Source organism: Pseudomonas sp. PAMC 25886 (assembly GCF_000242655.1).
Lineage (GTDB): Bacteria > Pseudomonadota > Gammaproteobacteria > Pseudomonadales > Pseudomonadaceae > Aquipseudomonas.
Window position 1 is genome coordinate 146,145 of sequence record NZ_AHHC01000081.1, and the last position, 15,411, is coordinate 161,555.

The 15,411-nt window shown below is 58.6% G+C and carries 17 protein-coding genes; 9 read left to right on the forward strand and 8 right to left on the reverse strand.

Annotated elements, in window-relative coordinates; genetic code table 11:
* Positions 1–3 precede the first annotated feature (3 nt).
* Positions 4–567, reverse strand: coding sequence for a recombinase family protein (locus MUM_RS0126120; RefSeq protein ID WP_010175847.1), 564 nt, complete (start codon positions 565–567; stop codon positions 4–6).
* Positions 568–838: 271 nt separating this feature from the next.
* On the opposite strand from MUM_RS0126120, the gene MUM_RS0126125 reads away from it, so the two are divergent.
* Positions 839–1,906, forward strand: a complete 1,068-nt coding sequence (locus MUM_RS0126125; RefSeq protein WP_010175849.1) for a fatty acid desaturase — start codon at positions 839–841, stop codon at positions 1,904–1,906.
* A 4-nt stretch (positions 1,907–1,910) separates the two neighbouring features.
* Positions 1,911–3,056, forward strand: a complete 1,146-nt coding sequence (locus tag MUM_RS0126130) for an EstA family serine hydrolase (RefSeq protein ID WP_010175851.1) — start codon at positions 1,911–1,913, stop codon at positions 3,054–3,056.
* A 96-nt stretch (positions 3,057–3,152) separates the two neighbouring features.
* Here the strand turns inward: MUM_RS0126130 and MUM_RS0126135 are convergent, their stop codons facing one another.
* The 3 genes from MUM_RS0126135 to MUM_RS0126145 form a co-directional block, all read right to left on the reverse strand.
* Positions 3,153–4,187: a methionine synthase gene (locus tag MUM_RS0126135; protein WP_010175853.1), complete on the reverse strand. Its 1,035-nt coding sequence runs from the start codon at positions 4,185–4,187 to the stop codon at positions 3,153–3,155.
* Between the two features lie 27 nt (positions 4,188–4,214).
* Positions 4,215–5,198, reverse strand: coding sequence for a DUF1852 domain-containing protein (locus tag MUM_RS0126140; protein WP_010175855.1), 984 nt, complete (start codon positions 5,196–5,198; stop codon positions 4,215–4,217).
* 240 nt (positions 5,199–5,438) lie between these two features.
* Entirely contained in the window at positions 5,439–5,891 is a 453-nt protein-coding gene (locus tag MUM_RS0126145; protein ID WP_010175857.1) for an Lrp/AsnC family transcriptional regulator, read from the reverse strand.
* A 189-nt stretch (positions 5,892–6,080) separates the two neighbouring features.
* On the opposite strand from MUM_RS0126145, the gene MUM_RS0126150 reads away from it, so the two are divergent.
* From MUM_RS0126150 to MUM_RS0126160, 3 genes are read left to right on the forward strand one after another with little or no spacing between them, the layout of a single operon-like run.
* Positions 6,081–6,698, forward strand: a complete 618-nt coding sequence (locus MUM_RS0126150) for a LysE family translocator (protein WP_010175859.1) — start codon at positions 6,081–6,083, stop codon at positions 6,696–6,698.
* 24 nt (positions 6,699–6,722) lie between these two features.
* Positions 6,723–7,562 carry a 3-methyl-2-oxobutanoate hydroxymethyltransferase gene (panB, locus tag MUM_RS0126155; RefSeq protein WP_029616108.1) on the forward strand — a complete coding sequence of 280 codons (840 nt, stop codon included), beginning with the start codon at positions 6,723–6,725 and terminating at the stop codon, positions 7,560–7,562.
* 30 nt (positions 7,563–7,592) lie between these two features.
* Positions 7,593–8,078 carry a MaoC family dehydratase gene (locus MUM_RS0126160; protein ID WP_010175864.1) on the forward strand — a complete coding sequence of 162 codons (486 nt, stop codon included), beginning with the start codon at positions 7,593–7,595 and terminating at the stop codon, positions 8,076–8,078.
* 71 nt (positions 8,079–8,149) lie between these two features.
* Here MUM_RS0126160 and MUM_RS0126165 read toward each other — a convergent pair whose 3' ends face one another.
* A complete protein-coding gene (locus MUM_RS0126165; RefSeq protein ID WP_010175866.1) occupies positions 8,150–9,382 on the reverse strand; it encodes an MFS transporter in 1,233 nt (410 codons plus the stop codon).
* 65 nt (positions 9,383–9,447) lie between these two features.
* Between MUM_RS0126165 and MUM_RS0126170 the strand changes: the two genes are divergently transcribed.
* Entirely contained in the window at positions 9,448–10,446 is a 999-nt protein-coding gene (locus MUM_RS0126170; protein WP_010175868.1) for an AraC family transcriptional regulator, read from the forward strand.
* On the opposite strand, the gene MUM_RS0126175 is transcribed toward MUM_RS0126170, so the two are convergent.
* Positions 10,443–11,306, reverse strand: a complete 864-nt coding sequence (locus tag MUM_RS0126175) for a LysR family transcriptional regulator (RefSeq protein WP_010175870.1) — start codon at positions 11,304–11,306, stop codon at positions 10,443–10,445. The two genes, MUM_RS0126170 and MUM_RS0126175, sit on opposite strands and share 4 nt — an antisense overlap.
* 107 nt (positions 11,307–11,413) lie before the next feature.
* Here MUM_RS0126175 and MUM_RS0126180 point away from each other — a divergent pair, with 107 nt between their 5' ends.
* A complete protein-coding gene (locus MUM_RS0126180) occupies positions 11,414–11,806 on the forward strand; it encodes a tautomerase family protein (protein ID WP_010175872.1) in 393 nt (130 codons plus the stop codon).
* Positions 11,807–11,860: 54 nt separating this feature from the next.
* On the opposite strand, the gene MUM_RS0126185 is transcribed toward MUM_RS0126180, so the two are convergent.
* Together MUM_RS0126185 and MUM_RS0126190 are read right to left on the reverse strand one after the other, a co-directional pair.
* Positions 11,861–12,970, reverse strand: coding sequence for a threonine aldolase family protein (locus MUM_RS0126185; RefSeq protein WP_010175874.1), 1,110 nt, complete (start codon positions 12,968–12,970; stop codon positions 11,861–11,863).
* 57 nt (positions 12,971–13,027) lie between these two features.
* Positions 13,028–13,954: a DMT family transporter gene (locus MUM_RS0126190; protein WP_010175876.1), complete on the reverse strand. Its 927-nt coding sequence runs from the start codon at positions 13,952–13,954 to the stop codon at positions 13,028–13,030.
* 124 nt (positions 13,955–14,078) lie between these two features.
* On the opposite strand from MUM_RS0126190, the gene MUM_RS0126195 reads away from it, so the two are divergent.
* Both MUM_RS0126195 and MUM_RS0126200 read left to right on the forward strand, forming a co-directional pair.
* Positions 14,079–14,885, forward strand: a complete 807-nt coding sequence (locus MUM_RS0126195; protein ID WP_010175878.1) for an AraC family transcriptional regulator — start codon at positions 14,079–14,081, stop codon at positions 14,883–14,885.
* A gap of 73 nt (positions 14,886–14,958) precedes the next feature.
* Entirely contained in the window at positions 14,959–15,408 is a 450-nt protein-coding gene (locus MUM_RS0126200) for a MarR family winged helix-turn-helix transcriptional regulator (RefSeq protein WP_010175881.1), read from the forward strand.
* The last annotated feature ends 3 nt before the right edge of the window (positions 15,409–15,411 follow it).

The window sequence follows — 15,411 nt, forward strand, 5'->3', positions numbered from 1 at the left end:
CCCCTACGTAGATCTCAAGTACCGATAAAGCGTCTGGCGACTGATCTCAAAATCGCGCGCCAATTTGGATCTGCTTTCTCCAGCGCAGGCGCGGTCAATCAAACTGACAACCTGAGTGTCAGACAGTTTTTTCTTGCGACCACCGTAGGACCCGCGATTCCTGGCGGTAGCAATTCCAGCGGCCTGTTTTTCCCTCGCCGCAGTGCGCTCGAACTGCGCGACCAGTTCCATGACCGCAATGATGGGCTCCACCACTTCAAGGCAGTCATGCCGGAAAATCAGGTTTTCGTTGGAAAACTCCAGCGTTACCTGCTTTTCAATCAGCCGGCGAATGATGCTGCACAGCTGCTCGGTACTGGAGGTGAGCGAGGCCATGCTGTCCACGACGACAGTGTCCCCGGGCTGCAGGTAGCGAATCAGCCGCTCAAGGCCTGCGCGATTCGCGGCATTGTCTGCACGCTCATCGCAAAACATTGCGTCAAATACATCAGGGCTTGTTATTTCCTCTACCGCGCCCTCAGGTTCTTGTAAGGAAAGCCGGAAATATTTGATGCGATGCAATCTCATGGTGCCTCCTTGGCAATACTTGTACAAAGTCGTTTTGTACTTGTACAAACTGTAACTAAACCATTAATTCCTTACACCTGTAACACTGAACCCACCCAAAATACACAGTTGCAAAGACTTGAACTTACCTTATCATTTTAAAACCTGCAATATTCCTAACAAGTGCAAGAAAAACAGTCGATTTCACTTTTACCGAATGACCCGCGTGAATTCACGCAGTGAATTCGTATGCCCGCTGTTTTATAGCCCGAAGCAAGCAGAGGATGAATTGATGAACGTCATGGAAAACGCGATAGACATTGATCGCCTGACTACCGATCAGGAAAAGATTGATCATGTAACCCGCAGCATTACCGAGCATGGAAATTATCTGCGCAAACGTTATCCGATCCTGCAACACCAGAATGCTCTGGGGGCGAGTGTCATGGTGTTTTCCCTGGTCGGGATGGTCGTGACGGGAGGGCTCTACATTAAGGGTTTCATCCCCGCCTGGACGTGTATCCTGATCAATGCGCTGCTCACGTCGTTCATTCATGAGATCGAACATGACTTGATTCATCGGCTTTATTTCCGAAAGCAGCCGCTGGCGCATAATGCCATGATGTTTTTCTGCTGGCTGGCCCGGCCGGGAATGCCGAGTCCCTGGTTAAGACGCAATCTGCACTTTCATCATCATAAGGAATCCGGAACGGATACGGATGTCGAGGCGTGGATCACAACCAGTGGCAGCCCTTGGGGAATACTCCGCTTATTGAAACTGATCGACGGTTTTGTATTTGGTTTTCTAAACGCGGTTTTTGCGCCGGGATGGCGGCAAAAGGTCAGATTGTTAGGCAAGATTATCCGACTCAATACACCTTTCGGGCTTTTGTACTGGGGGTGTTGGTATGTGTTCCTCGGCTACCACCTGTATGTGTGGGCGGGGTCATTCATGGGTCAGGACATTCAGAGTTCGGCTGCGACGCTGGAGTTCATGAGTGTCATCAATAGCGTGGTAGTTATCCTGATCGCGCCCAATATGATCCGGCAGTTCTGCCTGTTTTTTATAAGTTCAAACATGCACTATTACGGTGATGTTGCCCCGCGTAATGCGCTACAACAAACACAGGTAATGAACCCTTGGTGGTTGTGGCCGTTCCAGATGTTCTGTTTCAACTTCGGCAGCACTCACAGCATTCATCATTTCGTGGTGAGAGACCCGTTCTATCTTCGTCAGATGACGGCACCTTATGCGCATAAAGTCATGGCGCAGGCCGGTGTCAGGTTCAATGACTTCGGCACCTATAAACGTGCGAACCGTTTTTCCCTGGGGCACTCTCAAACTCGGTCGCGGGGGTGAACTCATGAACGTGCAAGGGATGTGTGCGACGCCGTTCGACGCCGTCAGGCAGGCTTTCGAGGAGATGTTTGATGATCCGCAGGAGCGTGGGGCCGGGCTTTGTGTGCAGGTAGACGGCGAGAGGGTTGTCGACCTGTGGGCCGGCATGGCAGATCAGGCAGGCACGAAGCCTTGGGCACGCGATACGCTGGCCAATACCTTCTGCGTTATAAAACCCTATGTTGCAGTGGCCGTTCTGATGCTGGTTGAGGCGGGCAAGCTGGAGCTGGATGCGCCAGTGGCCCGCTACTGGCCGGAGTTCGCCCAGCACGGGAAAGCCAAGGTCACTTTGCGCCAGGTGATGAACCACACCGCAGGCCTGCCGGCGCTGCGGGCACCCGACCATAACGCCATGATGTATGACTGGGAGCATATGGTGCGGGTGTTGGCGGCCGAGCCGCTTTGGTGGGAACCGGGAACAGACCTGGGGTACGGCACCACCACGTTTGGCTGGATTCTCGGTGAGTTGATTCGTCGGGTGGACGGACGAGATCCCTGTGTGTTTATCCACGAGGAAATTCTGGAGCCCCATGACCTGGACGTTCACCTTGGCGTGGACGAAAAACACTTTCATCGCATTGCCCGTTTCGACAGTGCCACGGGGCGAGTCGGTGATCCTTACTCGCAAGCGTTGCGCACCGTGCTGAAAAACCAGCCATCACACATCGCGACATTGGCCTTCACCAACCCCGGGATGGTGCCCAGGCGAACCAGTGACCCGCGCTGGTGGGCCTATCGGCAACCGGGTGTGTGCGGGCATGGCACGGCTCACGGCCTGGCCGGTTTCTACAGTGCGTTACTGGCGGGACACTATATCGGTCGCGAGCTGCTCAGTGAGTTCACGCGAGAGCACAGCCATGGCATGGATCGGGTATGGATGCGCCCCATGCGTTATGGCTTGGGCTGCATGCTGGAGCAGCAACGCGACCCGATGGCTTCCCACGCAATGGGCCCGAACACCTTTGGGCATATCGGGCTTGGCGGTCCGATAAGCTTCGCCGATCCCGAAAAGCGCGTGAGCTTTGGTTTTGTTACCACGACCTCGGGCAGCCATACGATGATTGATCCCCGCGCTGGCCGCCTATCGTCCCTGGTCTATGGGGCGCTTTGAATTCACGCTCAGGGCGACTGTTTTCCTCCGGGTTCCAAAAAGGGCCTGAAGCAGCGCGGTATTTTTTCAAACTACCGCGCCCCTTCCGCCTGTATTTCAGCGCAGGTTCAAGAGTTCTCTTCGAACGATTTCGGCGCCTGCGCTTAACGCATTGAGCTTGCCTCTTGCGACACCACGAGACAAAGGAGCCATGCCACAGTTGGTGCAAGGATAGAGCTTGTCGGCGTCCACAAACTGAAGGGCTTTGCGTAGCGTGTTGGCGACTTCTTCCGGGGTTTCAATGGTATCGGATGCCACATCAATGGCCCCCACCATGACTTTTTTACCCCGGATGAGCTCAATGAGGTCCATTGGAACATGGGAGTTGTGGCATTCCAGCGAAATGATATCGATGCTGGATTTCTGCAGCTTAGGAAACGCCTCTTCATATTGACGCCACTCCGAGCCCAGCGTCTTCTTCCAGTCCGTGTTGGCCTTGATGCCATAGCCATAACAAATATGCACGGCCGTTTCGCATTTAAGGCCTTCAATGGCCCTCTCCAGGGTGGCAACGCCCCACTCATTCACTTCATCAAAGAAAACGTTAAAGGCGGGCTCATCAAACTGAATAATATCAACGCCGGCAGCCTCCAGCTCCCGGGCTTCTTCATTGAGAATTTTGGCGAATTCCCAGGCCAGTTTTTCGCGACTCTTATAATGGTTGTCATACAGCGTATCGATCATGGTCATAGGGCCAGGCAGCGCCCATTTAATGGGTTGATCGGTTTGCTGACGGAGAAACCTGGCATCTTCAACAAACACCGGCTTTTGCCGAGTAACCGCACCCACCACCGTCGGCACGCTCGCGTCGTAGCGATCACGAATTCTTACGGTCTCACGCTTCTCGAAATCAACGCCGCTGAGGTGCTCAATAAACGTAGTCACAAAGTGTTGGCGGGTTTGTTCACCATCACTGACGATATCAATGCCGGCGTGCTGTTGTTCTTGCAGCGCCAAACGCAGGGCATCTTGCTTGCCCTCGACTAATTCCTCGCCTTGCAACTTCCAAGGCGACCACAGTGTCTCGGGCTGTGCAAGCCAGGAGGGTTTTGGCATGCTGCCGGCCGTTGAAGTGGGCAATAGCTTTTTCATAATGGATGACCTTATATTGTTAATAATTTAAAAGGCGCAGTTGGCGGACCACTGTTCAAGCGTGGCCCGGTAGGGTTTGATGAAGTTTTCCTCAACAAATTTCCCCTGCTCAATCGCCAGCCGGCTACGTTCCTCTCGATCATAAACAATGAGCGTTAATGAATAATCCTGGTGCTTCAAACTCGGCTGATAGGACTTTCCTGCGGCGGAATTCGCGTTATAAATCTCGGGCCGGTAAATCTTCTGGAAAGTGTCCATCGTGCTGATGGTGCTGATAAGCTCAAGAGTGGTGTAATCACTGAACAAGTCACCGGAAAAATAAAAAGCCAAGGGCGCAACACTGTTTGAAGGCATGAAATAGCGGACCTTCAGCCCCATTTTCTTGAAGTACTCATCCGTCAACGAGTATTCATCCTGCTCGTACTCAATACCCAACACCGGGTGCTGGTTTTCAGTCCGGTGATAAGTCTTGGTATTGGAAACGCTCAGGCAGATAACCGGCGACTTTTTAAAGTTATCCCTGTAAGCACTTGAGTTCACGAAGCACTTGAACAGCTTGCCATGCAAGTCTCCAAAATCATCTGGCGTACTGAACGTTGGCTGATCCTTGTTATGCCCCAACAACACCACGCTGAAATCATAGTCCCTCACGTAGGAGGAGAAGTTATTCCCTACAATGCCTTCAAATCGCTGATTGGTTTTTCGATCAACGATATTCGTTTTCAATATTTCAATCAACGGAATGGCATGACTGCCGCCTTCAGCGTCAATGTCCATTTCAACAGAGATGATTTCAAGTTCGACGGTATAACGATCCCCCTTGGGATTATCCCAGTGGGCCAACGCATTGAAACGGTTGTCGATCATTCTCAACGTGTTGCGCAAGTTCTCCTGACGGTTCTTCCCTCTCGCCAGATTAGCAAAGTTGGTGGTGATGCGCGTATTTTCCGAGGGATGATAATTCTCGTCAAAACAAATGCTCTTGATCGTAAATACAAACTCTTTATTCATTATAATCTGACACCCTGTTTTCCGGGGCAAACCTGAAGTTATCTAGCACTTTTCTGGCTTGCACCCGGCAGTCTTCATATTATCTATAATTAAGAGGTATTTTAGGCTGAGCCATTGACTGAGTGATAATGAATTGATTTCACCAACTCTTTAGCCCTCTTCATGATGGAATAGTGCTGTCACCGACTGTGTGCATAACCGCTGCGCGGCCGCTGAAGTAAAGAGCACGTAGTGCGCCAGTTACAACGGTAGCGCCCGGTCTTGAATGACCCGCTTCATCACCAGGGTGGAGGTCAACCGTTGCACATTGGGCAGTGTGGAAAGTCTCTCGTCGTAAAGTCTTTGGAAGGCGGGCAAGTCCTGGGCAATCACGTGCAGCAGGTAGTCCGGCTCCCCGAACAGCCTCTGGGCATCGACCACCTGCGGGATATCCATGAGTGCCGTCTCGAACGCCTCGACTGCTTGCCGGTTGCCGTCTCGGAGCGTGGCAAACACCATGGCGGAAAAGTTCAGGCCCAACGCAACGGGATCAAGCTGCGCCCGATAGCCGAGCAACACACCAGACTCTTCCAGTGCCCGCACCCGCCGATGGCAAGGAGAGAGACTCAACCCTACGCGCTCGGCCAATTCCGTGACGGAAAGTCGCCCATCCCGTTGCAGTTCAGCAAGAATCTTCCGGTCTATTTTGTCCAATCAGAGTTTTCTCCTCTTACAAGACACAATAACAGCATGATTTGAGAGCTAATTCTAACCATATTTCACTAATCTTCCTCCCGTCATTAACCACCGTGCCCCACATTAAAAAACCCGAGGGACGGCTTTTGAAAGGACAGGCAGGATGATGAATAAAGCGGTGAGTCACGAATGGGCGCGGGGGACGGCATGAGTTTCAGTACCTTTGCAGCCTTCTGGGCGATGTCGATTCTGTTCGTCATTACGCCCGGTGCGGATTGGGCCTATGCGATTTCTGCGGGGCTGAAACATCGAGTCGTCGTACCCGCCGTGGCGGGCCTGCTGTCCGGTCATTTGATCGCCACGCTGGTGGTTGCCGCAGGTGTTGGCACGCTGGTCGCCAGCCACCCGGTGGCCCTGTCAGTGCTGACGGTGGCCGGTGCGGGTTACTTGTTTTGGTTGGGCCTCAATATGCTCCTTCGCCCCGCCGCGCCCCGGGCGGATGACGTTCAAGCGTCCGGCTCATGGACGCGCTGGATGCTCAAGGGGCTTTGCATCAGTGGCCTGAACCCGAAAGTCTTCCTGCTGTTCCTGGCGCTCCTGCCTCAATTTGCCGATGCCACGGCGCCCTGGCCCGTGCCGATGCAGATGATCGTGCTGGGGCTCGTACACACCCTCAGTTGTGGCGTTGTTTATCTGTTGGTTGGGTTTGGCTCACACGTCGTACTGCGCACACGCCCCGCCGCAGCGCACTGGGTCAGCCGGTTCTCCGGGACAGCCATGCTCCTTATCGCAGTGACGTTGCTTACCAAACAAGTGCTGAACTAACTTTCCATCAGCGAGACAGACACCATGAACAACCAACCTTCGCCGTACGGCAGCGCACCGCTCGCCCGACAGACCCGAGTCCGGATTCCCCATCTGAAACAGATGAAGAGAGAGGGCCAGAAATGGGCGATGCTCACTGCGTATGACATGTACAGCGCCATTATTTTTGAAGAGGCCGGAATACCGGTGCTGCTGGTGGGTGACTCCGCCTCCAACAATGTGTACGGCAACGAATCCACGTTGGCCGTCACCGTTGACGAACTTATCCCTCTGGTTCGCGCGGTCAGCCGTTCGACCCGGCAGGCACTGGTCATTGCCGATCTGCCCTTCGGCTCTTACCAGGCGTCGGCGGAGCAGTGTTTTCATACGGCTGCTCGTTTCATGAAAGAGGCCGGTGCACACGCGGTGAAACTGGAAGGCGGGACCGAGGTGCTGCCTCAGGTCGAGATGCTCACCCGTTCAGGCATACCTGTCATGGCGCACATCGGTTTTACGCCACAGCAGGAGCATCAACTGGGCGGCTATCGTGTGCAGGGTCGTGACGAAGATGCACAGCGCCTGATAGACGTTGCCAAGGCCTTTGAAGCCGCCGGTGCATTCGCCATTTTGATTGAGATGGTGCCCGGTGATGTGGGTCGAGCGATCACCGAGGCGGTTTCGATTCCAACCGTCGGGATTGGCGCTGGCAACCAGTGCGATGCACAAGTGCTGGTCTGGCAGGACATGGCCGGACTCCGCACTGATCGACTGCCGCGGTTCGTCAAGCAATACGCTGACCTGCGTTCGGTACTGCACAATGCGGCAAAGGACTTTGCACTCGAGGTGAGTACAGGAGCGTTTCCAGGCCCCGAGCATACGTTTTAGCTTCCCGCCCTCACCTTTCAAGGAGCCTGTATGACAAGCCCAAGAGAACGTGCCGCCGAAGGTCTGCAGGTTGGAGACCAGTTCACGGTCATGCGTTGTTTTTCAGAAGATGACATTCGTCAGTTTGCGCAGATTTCCCGCGACTACAACCCGGTGCATTGCGACACCCCGTACGCTGCGTTGCGCGGGTTCAAGAGGCCCATAGCCCATGGCCTGCTGACAGCCAGTCTCGTCACCGAAGTGGGTGGGCAAATGGGTTGGCTGGCGACAGGCATGAGTTTCGAGTTCAAGCGCCCCGTGTACGCGGGCGACCTGATCACCTGCCACTGGCTCATCGCAGGCATCGATGAGCAAGGGCATGCAAAGGCCGAAGTGCGGATAGTCAACGCAGAAGGCATCACGGTACTGGAGGCGACAACGACGGGTGTGCTGCCCAGTGCTGAACAACGTGAACGCCTTGGTCAGATGCTTGCTGAAGGAGACCCCACCAATGGTGCTGCCCGCCCCGAGGGTTGATTGATGGAAAGGGGCGAACGGATCGGTCTACCTCGACCCTGTCCATACGCCCCTTTCCCCCAGGTATTTTTTCAAAGATGAAACGCTGCTCCCGCCTCTGCGCCTTGCCCAGGCGCATCAACCTTCACCTTCAACGCAATCAACAGCGCCGCCAGCAGCATCAACACCCCCGCCGCAACAAACACCCCGTCAATCCCACTGAAGCTGAACATCGCGCCGCCCGCCGCCGCCCCGGCGGCAATCGCCGACTGCACCGAGGCCACCACCATGCCGCCGGCGCTTTCGGCCTGATCGGGCACCGCCCGCGCCACCCAGTTCGACCAGGCCACCGGTACACCGCCAAACGCCAGGCCCCAGAGCATCAACAACCCCACCTGGCCCGTCACGGTCGCCGGCAACAGTGCCAGGGCGAGTGCCGCCACGCCGACCAGCGCCGGCATCAGCACCAGCGTGCCGCGGGGCAGACGCACCAGTAGCCATCCGGCCAGCAGCGTGCCGGCAAAGTTCGCCACACCGAAGCCCAGCAACATCAGCGCCAGCTCTTCGGCGTCGACACCGGTGGTGCTTTCCAGGAAGGGCCGGATATAGGTGAACAACGCGAAGTGCCCGGTGTGCACCAACACGCACCCCAGCATGCCCACGGCGATGCCCGGGCGCAGCAGTACGTCGAGCACTGTCCTCAAGCGTGCGGTCCTGCGGGGTGCAAGGGACGGCAATGTGAACAGCTGGAAAACCAGGGTCACGCCCCCCACGGCAGCAGCGGCCAGGAACGCGCTGCGCCATCCATAAAGACCGCCCAAAAAGCTGCCCAGCGGTACGGCCACGACCGTGCCCACCGCGATACCGCTGAAGATGATCGACAACGCACGCGGTAGCAGCGCCGCCGGGACCAGCCGCATCGCCACCGCCGCCGCCATGCTCCAGAAGCCACCGAGTGCGACGCCCAACAACACCCGCATCAGCAGCAGCACCGTCAGGCTCGACGAGACCGCCACCAGCAGGTTGGAACAGATCATCAGCGCGCTGAAGGCCAGCAGCACCACACGCCGATCGACGCCGCGGGTCAGGCCCGGCACCAGCAACCCGGCGAACAACGCCACCACCGCCGTGACCGTCACCGCCTGCCCGGCCAACGCTTCCGAGACGCCGAGTTCGGCCGCCATCGGCGTCAGCAAACTGGCCGGCAGGTACTCCGCCGTGAGCAATCCGAACACGCCCATCGCCAACGAAAAAACCGCCATCCAGGCGGGTGCCGCAGGGGCGGCCTCCACACCGGATACTGCCTCACACACACTATTGCTCATCACCAGACATCCTCTAAAAGTTATCGCGACCGGAAGTCTAGGTACGAAGAGCAGGATGATCTATGATGCAAAATCTTGAATCTTTTACCGAAACCCCGGAAATGATGCCTCCAGAACCGTTCGACGTGTCCTCTGACCTCATCAACGAGCTGCTGCGCGGCATGCGCCTGCGGGGTGTCGAGTACCGGCGTATCCAGGCCGGGCCGGCGTTTGGCCTGGGTTTCCCGGCCAAACCCGGGCACGCCTACTTCCACCTTATCGCCGCCGGCTGCGTCACCCTGCGTACCGAGGACGGCACCCCGTACGAGCTGACACCAGGCACTGCGGTGTTCATCTCCCACGGGGGCGCCCACCAGTTGCTGTCCAGCCCGGAGGTGCCGGTGCAAGCCATCGACAGCTTCGACGCAGCGTCCCTCGGTGATGCGGTGTGTGCGGTGGATGCCCGGCTCGATGGGGGCGAGGATCAAAGCACCCTGCTCTTCAGCGGCTGCATGGAGTTTGAGCTGGGGAGTTTGCAGGGCCTTGGCCGCCTGATGCCGGACCTCATGCTGATCGACGCCAAGGGCCAGCGTTATCCGGGGCTGATGCCGATCCTGGCGGCCATGGAGCGCGAAGTCAGCAGCGCCCGCATCGGCTTCGCCGGCATCCTTGCGCGCCTGGCAGACGTGGTGGCGGCCATGGTGGTTCGAGGCTGGGTTGAATGCGCGTGCGGGAATGCGTCCGGGCTGGTGGCCGCGTTACGCGACCCGCGCCTGGCCAAGGCCCTGTTGGCGTTGCATCAACAGCCGGGGCGCGATTGGACGGTGGAGGAACTGGCGGCGCAATGTCACACCTCCCGCTCGGTGTTCGCCCAGCACTTTCAAAGCACCCTCGGCCTGCCACCGCTGCGCTACGCCACCGAACTTCGAATGCGCCTGGCCAGCCAGTGGCTGACGCTGGAGCGGTTGCCAATCGAAACCGTGGCGCAGCGCCTCGGCTATAACTCCCAAGCGGCGTTCAGCCGGGCGTTCAAGCGCGTCACCGGGCAGCCGCCGGGAGCCAGCCGGCGGGTCTTGAGCCGCTAGGAAAAGTGCGTGACCAACATCTCTCGAACCGCGCTGACCAGCGGCGCTTCACCAGGGCGCGGCGGTAACAGACTGAACTCGACATCGGGCAGCGCCGGAAGCGTTTGAATCGACCGGCAGGCTTCGGCCCCGGCAGGCACGGCCGAGCTGTTCAGGCACGCCACCCCCAGCCCCGCCAGCAGCGCCGATTGCAAGCCGCCGACACCCGACGCTGAATGCGCAATCACATACGGCACGCCACGCGCCTCCAGCAGGTCGATGGTGAACCGCTGCAAACTGCAATCCTGAGGAAGCACCACCAACGGTAGCGGCGCCAAGTGCTCGTGCTGGGCCTCGAACCCACTGAGTGCCACCCACCGCAGGGCCTCCCGTCGCACCGGAATGCCTTCGGGAAGGCTGCGCCCGTCGAGGATCCGCATCGACAGGCCAATATCAAATTCGCCGCTGTTGGCGCCCTTTTCGATTTGCAGGCTTTTGCGCACCGAGACATGCAAACGAAGCTGCGGATAGCGGGTGCGCAACCCCTTCAGCATGCCGGCGATGGCGCTCGGCAAAAAATAGTCGGTGATGGCCAGGCGCAGTTCCCCGCTCAAGGTCACCCCGCGCATGTCCTCAAGCACACAATCACTCTGTGCGAGCAACCCACGCGCATGTGCCAGCAACCGCTCGCCGGCAGGTGTCGGGCTCACGCCTTTTTTGCCGCGCTCCAGCAGCATCACACCGGTAAAGGTTTCCAGCTTTCGAAGCTGCTCACTGAGGGCCGACTGTGAACGATTCAGCCTGGGCGCGGCCGCCGAAAGACTGCCGGACTCCAGGATGGTAACGAAGGAGCGCAGTTGCTCAAGGTCAAAGGGGCGCATATCTATCCTGCGTTTTTTCCGATAGATACCATTATATCTTCCCGTTTTTCAGATCAGCATAATTTTCTTACGCTGGCACCTCACCCTACCCTTACGAGGAATTCCCCATGCCAGGCATCACCCTGAAAATCTCCGGAGAACGCAATCCCGAGCTGGTTCGCCAACTCGTCCCGCAGCTCACTGCGCTGACCTGTGAAGTGCTGGAGAAGCGTCCGGAGCAGACCTTGCTGATTCTCGATTTTGTGCCCCATGAACAGTGGTTCATTCATGACCGTTCGCTGGTCGAACATGGGCGCAACGCCTTCCGCCTGGAAGTGACCGTCACCGACGAGACCAACACCAAAGCGCAAAAAGCGCGCTTCCATCGCGAGGCCTACACACTGCTGGCCGAATTGATCGGCAACCTGCACCCGCACTCCAATGTGCACATCATCGACTGCCGGGCCAGTGCCTATGGGTATGCAGGGGTGACTCAGGAGTACCGGTATCAACATGCTTAAGCGCCCTTAGCGCAACCGCCCGCCGGCGACGGACAGCCCCGCGCCGGCGTGGTGTCAGCGATCTTGAGTCGCCTGCCGCATCAAGTCTGTGAACAGTTGCAGAACCCGCTCATCCTCCACGCCCAATAAGCGGTCACCCACATAACACTCGGTCTTGCACCACCCCGGCACCTCGGTGGGTTCCAGGTGGGTGAACAGCCAATAGCCGTGCTCTCGGGCAATCTCATCGCGAGCGTTGAGCAGTGCCGCCCGGTCTGCGTCGAAATACACGTGGAGCATGTTCACCTGCGGCGTACGCGGCAGAAGACGAATACCGGGAATTGCCTGCAGGCAGCTCGCCAGCCTCAGGGTTCGCTGATAGCAGGCCTCGAGCATCCCCAGGCGGTGATCGAAGCGCATGGCCGCCGAGACCACCATGGGGCTCTGCTTGATCAAGGTGCCCCCCAGCCGTTGGCGCCACAGGCGTGCCTGTTGGATAAAGTCGGTATCGCCAACCAGCAGCGAGCCGGCGATTCCGCCGAGGCCTTTGTAGGCCGAGACGTAGACGGAGGAGAAACCCTCGGCAATTTCCGCGTAGGAGCGCTGGTAGTAGGCCCGGGTTTCCCACAGGCGGGCACCGTCCATGTGCAGCGGCGTACCCGAGGCGGCAGCGGTGGCTTTCAAGGCTTCCAACTCATCCCATTCAGGCAGCTGCCCACCGATCTCGCGGGCGGGCAACTCCACCACCAGGCAGCTCAGTGGCTCGGCAATCGCTGCCAGGTCGTCGGCCAGGATCGGTCGCAAGCGGTGCCCCACCATCACCCCGTGCAAGTGCAGCAAGGCCTGGAATGCCTGCTCTTCGTGGAGCTGCAAATGAGAGGACGCATGGATCCCGAAGCGCGGCAGCCTGCCTCGCTCACTCCAGATGTTGACTGCAATCAATTGCGCCATCACCCCACTCGGCATGAACACCGCAGCAGGCTTGCCCAGCAGTTCGGCCACCTTGGCCTCAAAGCTTTCAATCAACGCACCGCCCCCATAATGATCATGGGACACGTTGTTGGCCTGGGCCCAGTCCGCCATTTCCTGGAACCACTGGGCCGGCGTGGGCTCGGCAAACCCGCTGATCTCGACAGTGCAGGCCGCCTTGAGTTGGCGGCGTTCTTCTTCAGTGTTTGGTATCACGGTAGAGCGCCTGTGCAGGAGAAAGTAGGGGCAGGAATGTCCGGCCCCGTGAACGTATCAGTCCTTGACGAGCCTGGCCATGCGCAGTCTTAACAGATCATGCCCACTCACCACCACAATTCCCACCAGCACCAACACCGAGCCCACAATGAACGATGACTGCAAAGTCTCGTCGAGCAACCACACACCGAACACCACGCCAAACAAAGGCGTCATGAACGACAGCACACCCAACCGCGACCCCAGGTAACGGCCCAGCATCCAGAACCACACCAGCAGGCTCAGGAACGAGAACACCACGGTCTGGAACGCCAGGCTGGCCAACGTAATGGCCGAGAAATGCACCCGGGTTTGCCCGGTGGCCCACGCCAATGCAGCCAGGATTACAAACGCCCCGGCCAGTTGATAAAACAACGTCAGTGGCGCCGGGGCTTCGGCCAGTCGCGAGCAGCGAATGGTGACCGTGGTGGCGCCCCACGCCGCCGCGCCCAGCAAGCCCAGCGCATCGCCCAGGCGTTGATCGGCCATCGAGGCATGGCTTTCACCCGGGGCGAAAAACGCGACGATCACGCCCACAAACGCCAGCAATATGCCGCCCCACTGCACCGCCGTCAGCCGCTCACTGGGGAACCGAACGTGCAACCCGATGGCCGCAAAGATCGGCGCCGTGTACAGGAAAATCACCATGTGCGCGGCGGACGTATAACGCAGCCCCTCGCCGACGGCCACGTATTCCAGGGCAAACAGCGCTCCCACCAACAGCCCGCCGCGCCAGGTGTCGAGGTTCAAGGTCATCTTGTTCCGGCGCAGGATCAGGATCAGGCCCACCAGCGCCGCGGCAATGCCGGAGCGCAGGGCGATCTGGAAGATCGGCGCAATATCCGGCGCGGCGACCTTGATCGCCACCTGCTGAAGGCCCCAGATGGCGCACATCACCGTCATGGTGACCGCAGCGGGCCCATCAATCGGCTGACGCTTCTCCACGACACTCTCCCACTCACGTTTGTATGGGCGGAGTCTGCGATCTGCGGAACGGCTGGATATAGCGCCAAAACGACAAGCGATAGCGCACAATAGCCATTCGACTGGCCGCAGCGGTGTGATCCTGATGAACAAGCCATTTGCCCACCGGGTCGTTGCGCCGTTCACCGATGAACTGCCGGCGCCCCTGTACTTTCGTGCCGCGCAGATGCAGGCCTTGACGACCTACCCGTGGCACCGCCATCCCTGGGGCGAGTTTGTGTATTCGTTCAGTGGTGTGATGGAGATCAAGCTCGCCGACGAGCACTTCATCGTGCCGCCGCTGTTTGGCCTATGGCTGCCGCCCGAGGCCGAGCACCTGGCGCTCAATCGCCAGGAGGCTTATCACTCTTCGCTGTATATCGCGCAGCCGTTGTGTGAACACTTGCCGGACACCGCGTGTGCCTTGACGATCACCCCGCTGATCCGCGCCTTGCTCGACGACCTGCGGGCCTCACCGCCCGCGCCGGTGCAAACCGAGGAAGACAGCCGCCTGCTCTACGTGCTGCCGGACAAGCTGAAGCAAACCTCCCGCGTCGGCTCCTACTTGCCCGGCTCCAATGACCCGGTGCTGTCGCCCATCCTTGAAGCTCTGGAACAGAACCCGGCAGACGCCCGCTCCCTGGCCGACTGGGCGCGCCTGGTCAACGCCACCGAGCGCACGCTGCTGCGGCGCTGCCAGCGTGACCTGGGGATGTCGCTGAACCACTGGAAACAACGGCTCAAGGTGATGCACTCGCTGAGCCTGTTGCGAAGTGGCGTTACCGTCGAGACCCTCGCACTTGACCTGGGCTACAGCAGTTCCTCGGCCTTTATCAGCATGTTCCGCAAGCTCACGGGCGAGACACCCGATGAGTACCGCAAGGCAAAATTAGGGTCAGTCAAGGACGGTTGATACAGGGTTTTCTGACAAAAATTTCATACAGCTAAACTGTACAGTTTTTCTGCACGCATGCTAGTGTCCGGGCATGAACAGATCCTCCAACACCCCAGAAACCCAATCCGCCGCCCTGGCCGCCGAACTGCGCATCTCCCTGGGCAAGCTGATCCGCCGGCTGCGGGAACAAACCCATCCGAATGATTTCACCTCCGCCCAAAAGTCGGTGCTGCTGCGCCTGGACCGTGACGGGCCCAGCACCGTCTCGGCCCTGGCCCGGGCCGAGAGCGTGCGCCCGCAGTCCATGCGCATCACCGTGGCCGGGCTTGAAACGATGAAAGCCGTCACGGGCAAACCCGACCCCAGCGATGGGCGCCAAACCCTGATCGAGCTGACACCCGGCTTTCGCAAACACCTGATCGCCAGCCGGGCCGCCAAGGACGATTGGCTGTTGCGGGCGCTGCAGGAGCAACTGTCTGCCGACGAACAAGCCGAACTCGCGGCGGCCGTAAAGCTGCTGGAGCGCCTCGCCGATTTTTGAGCC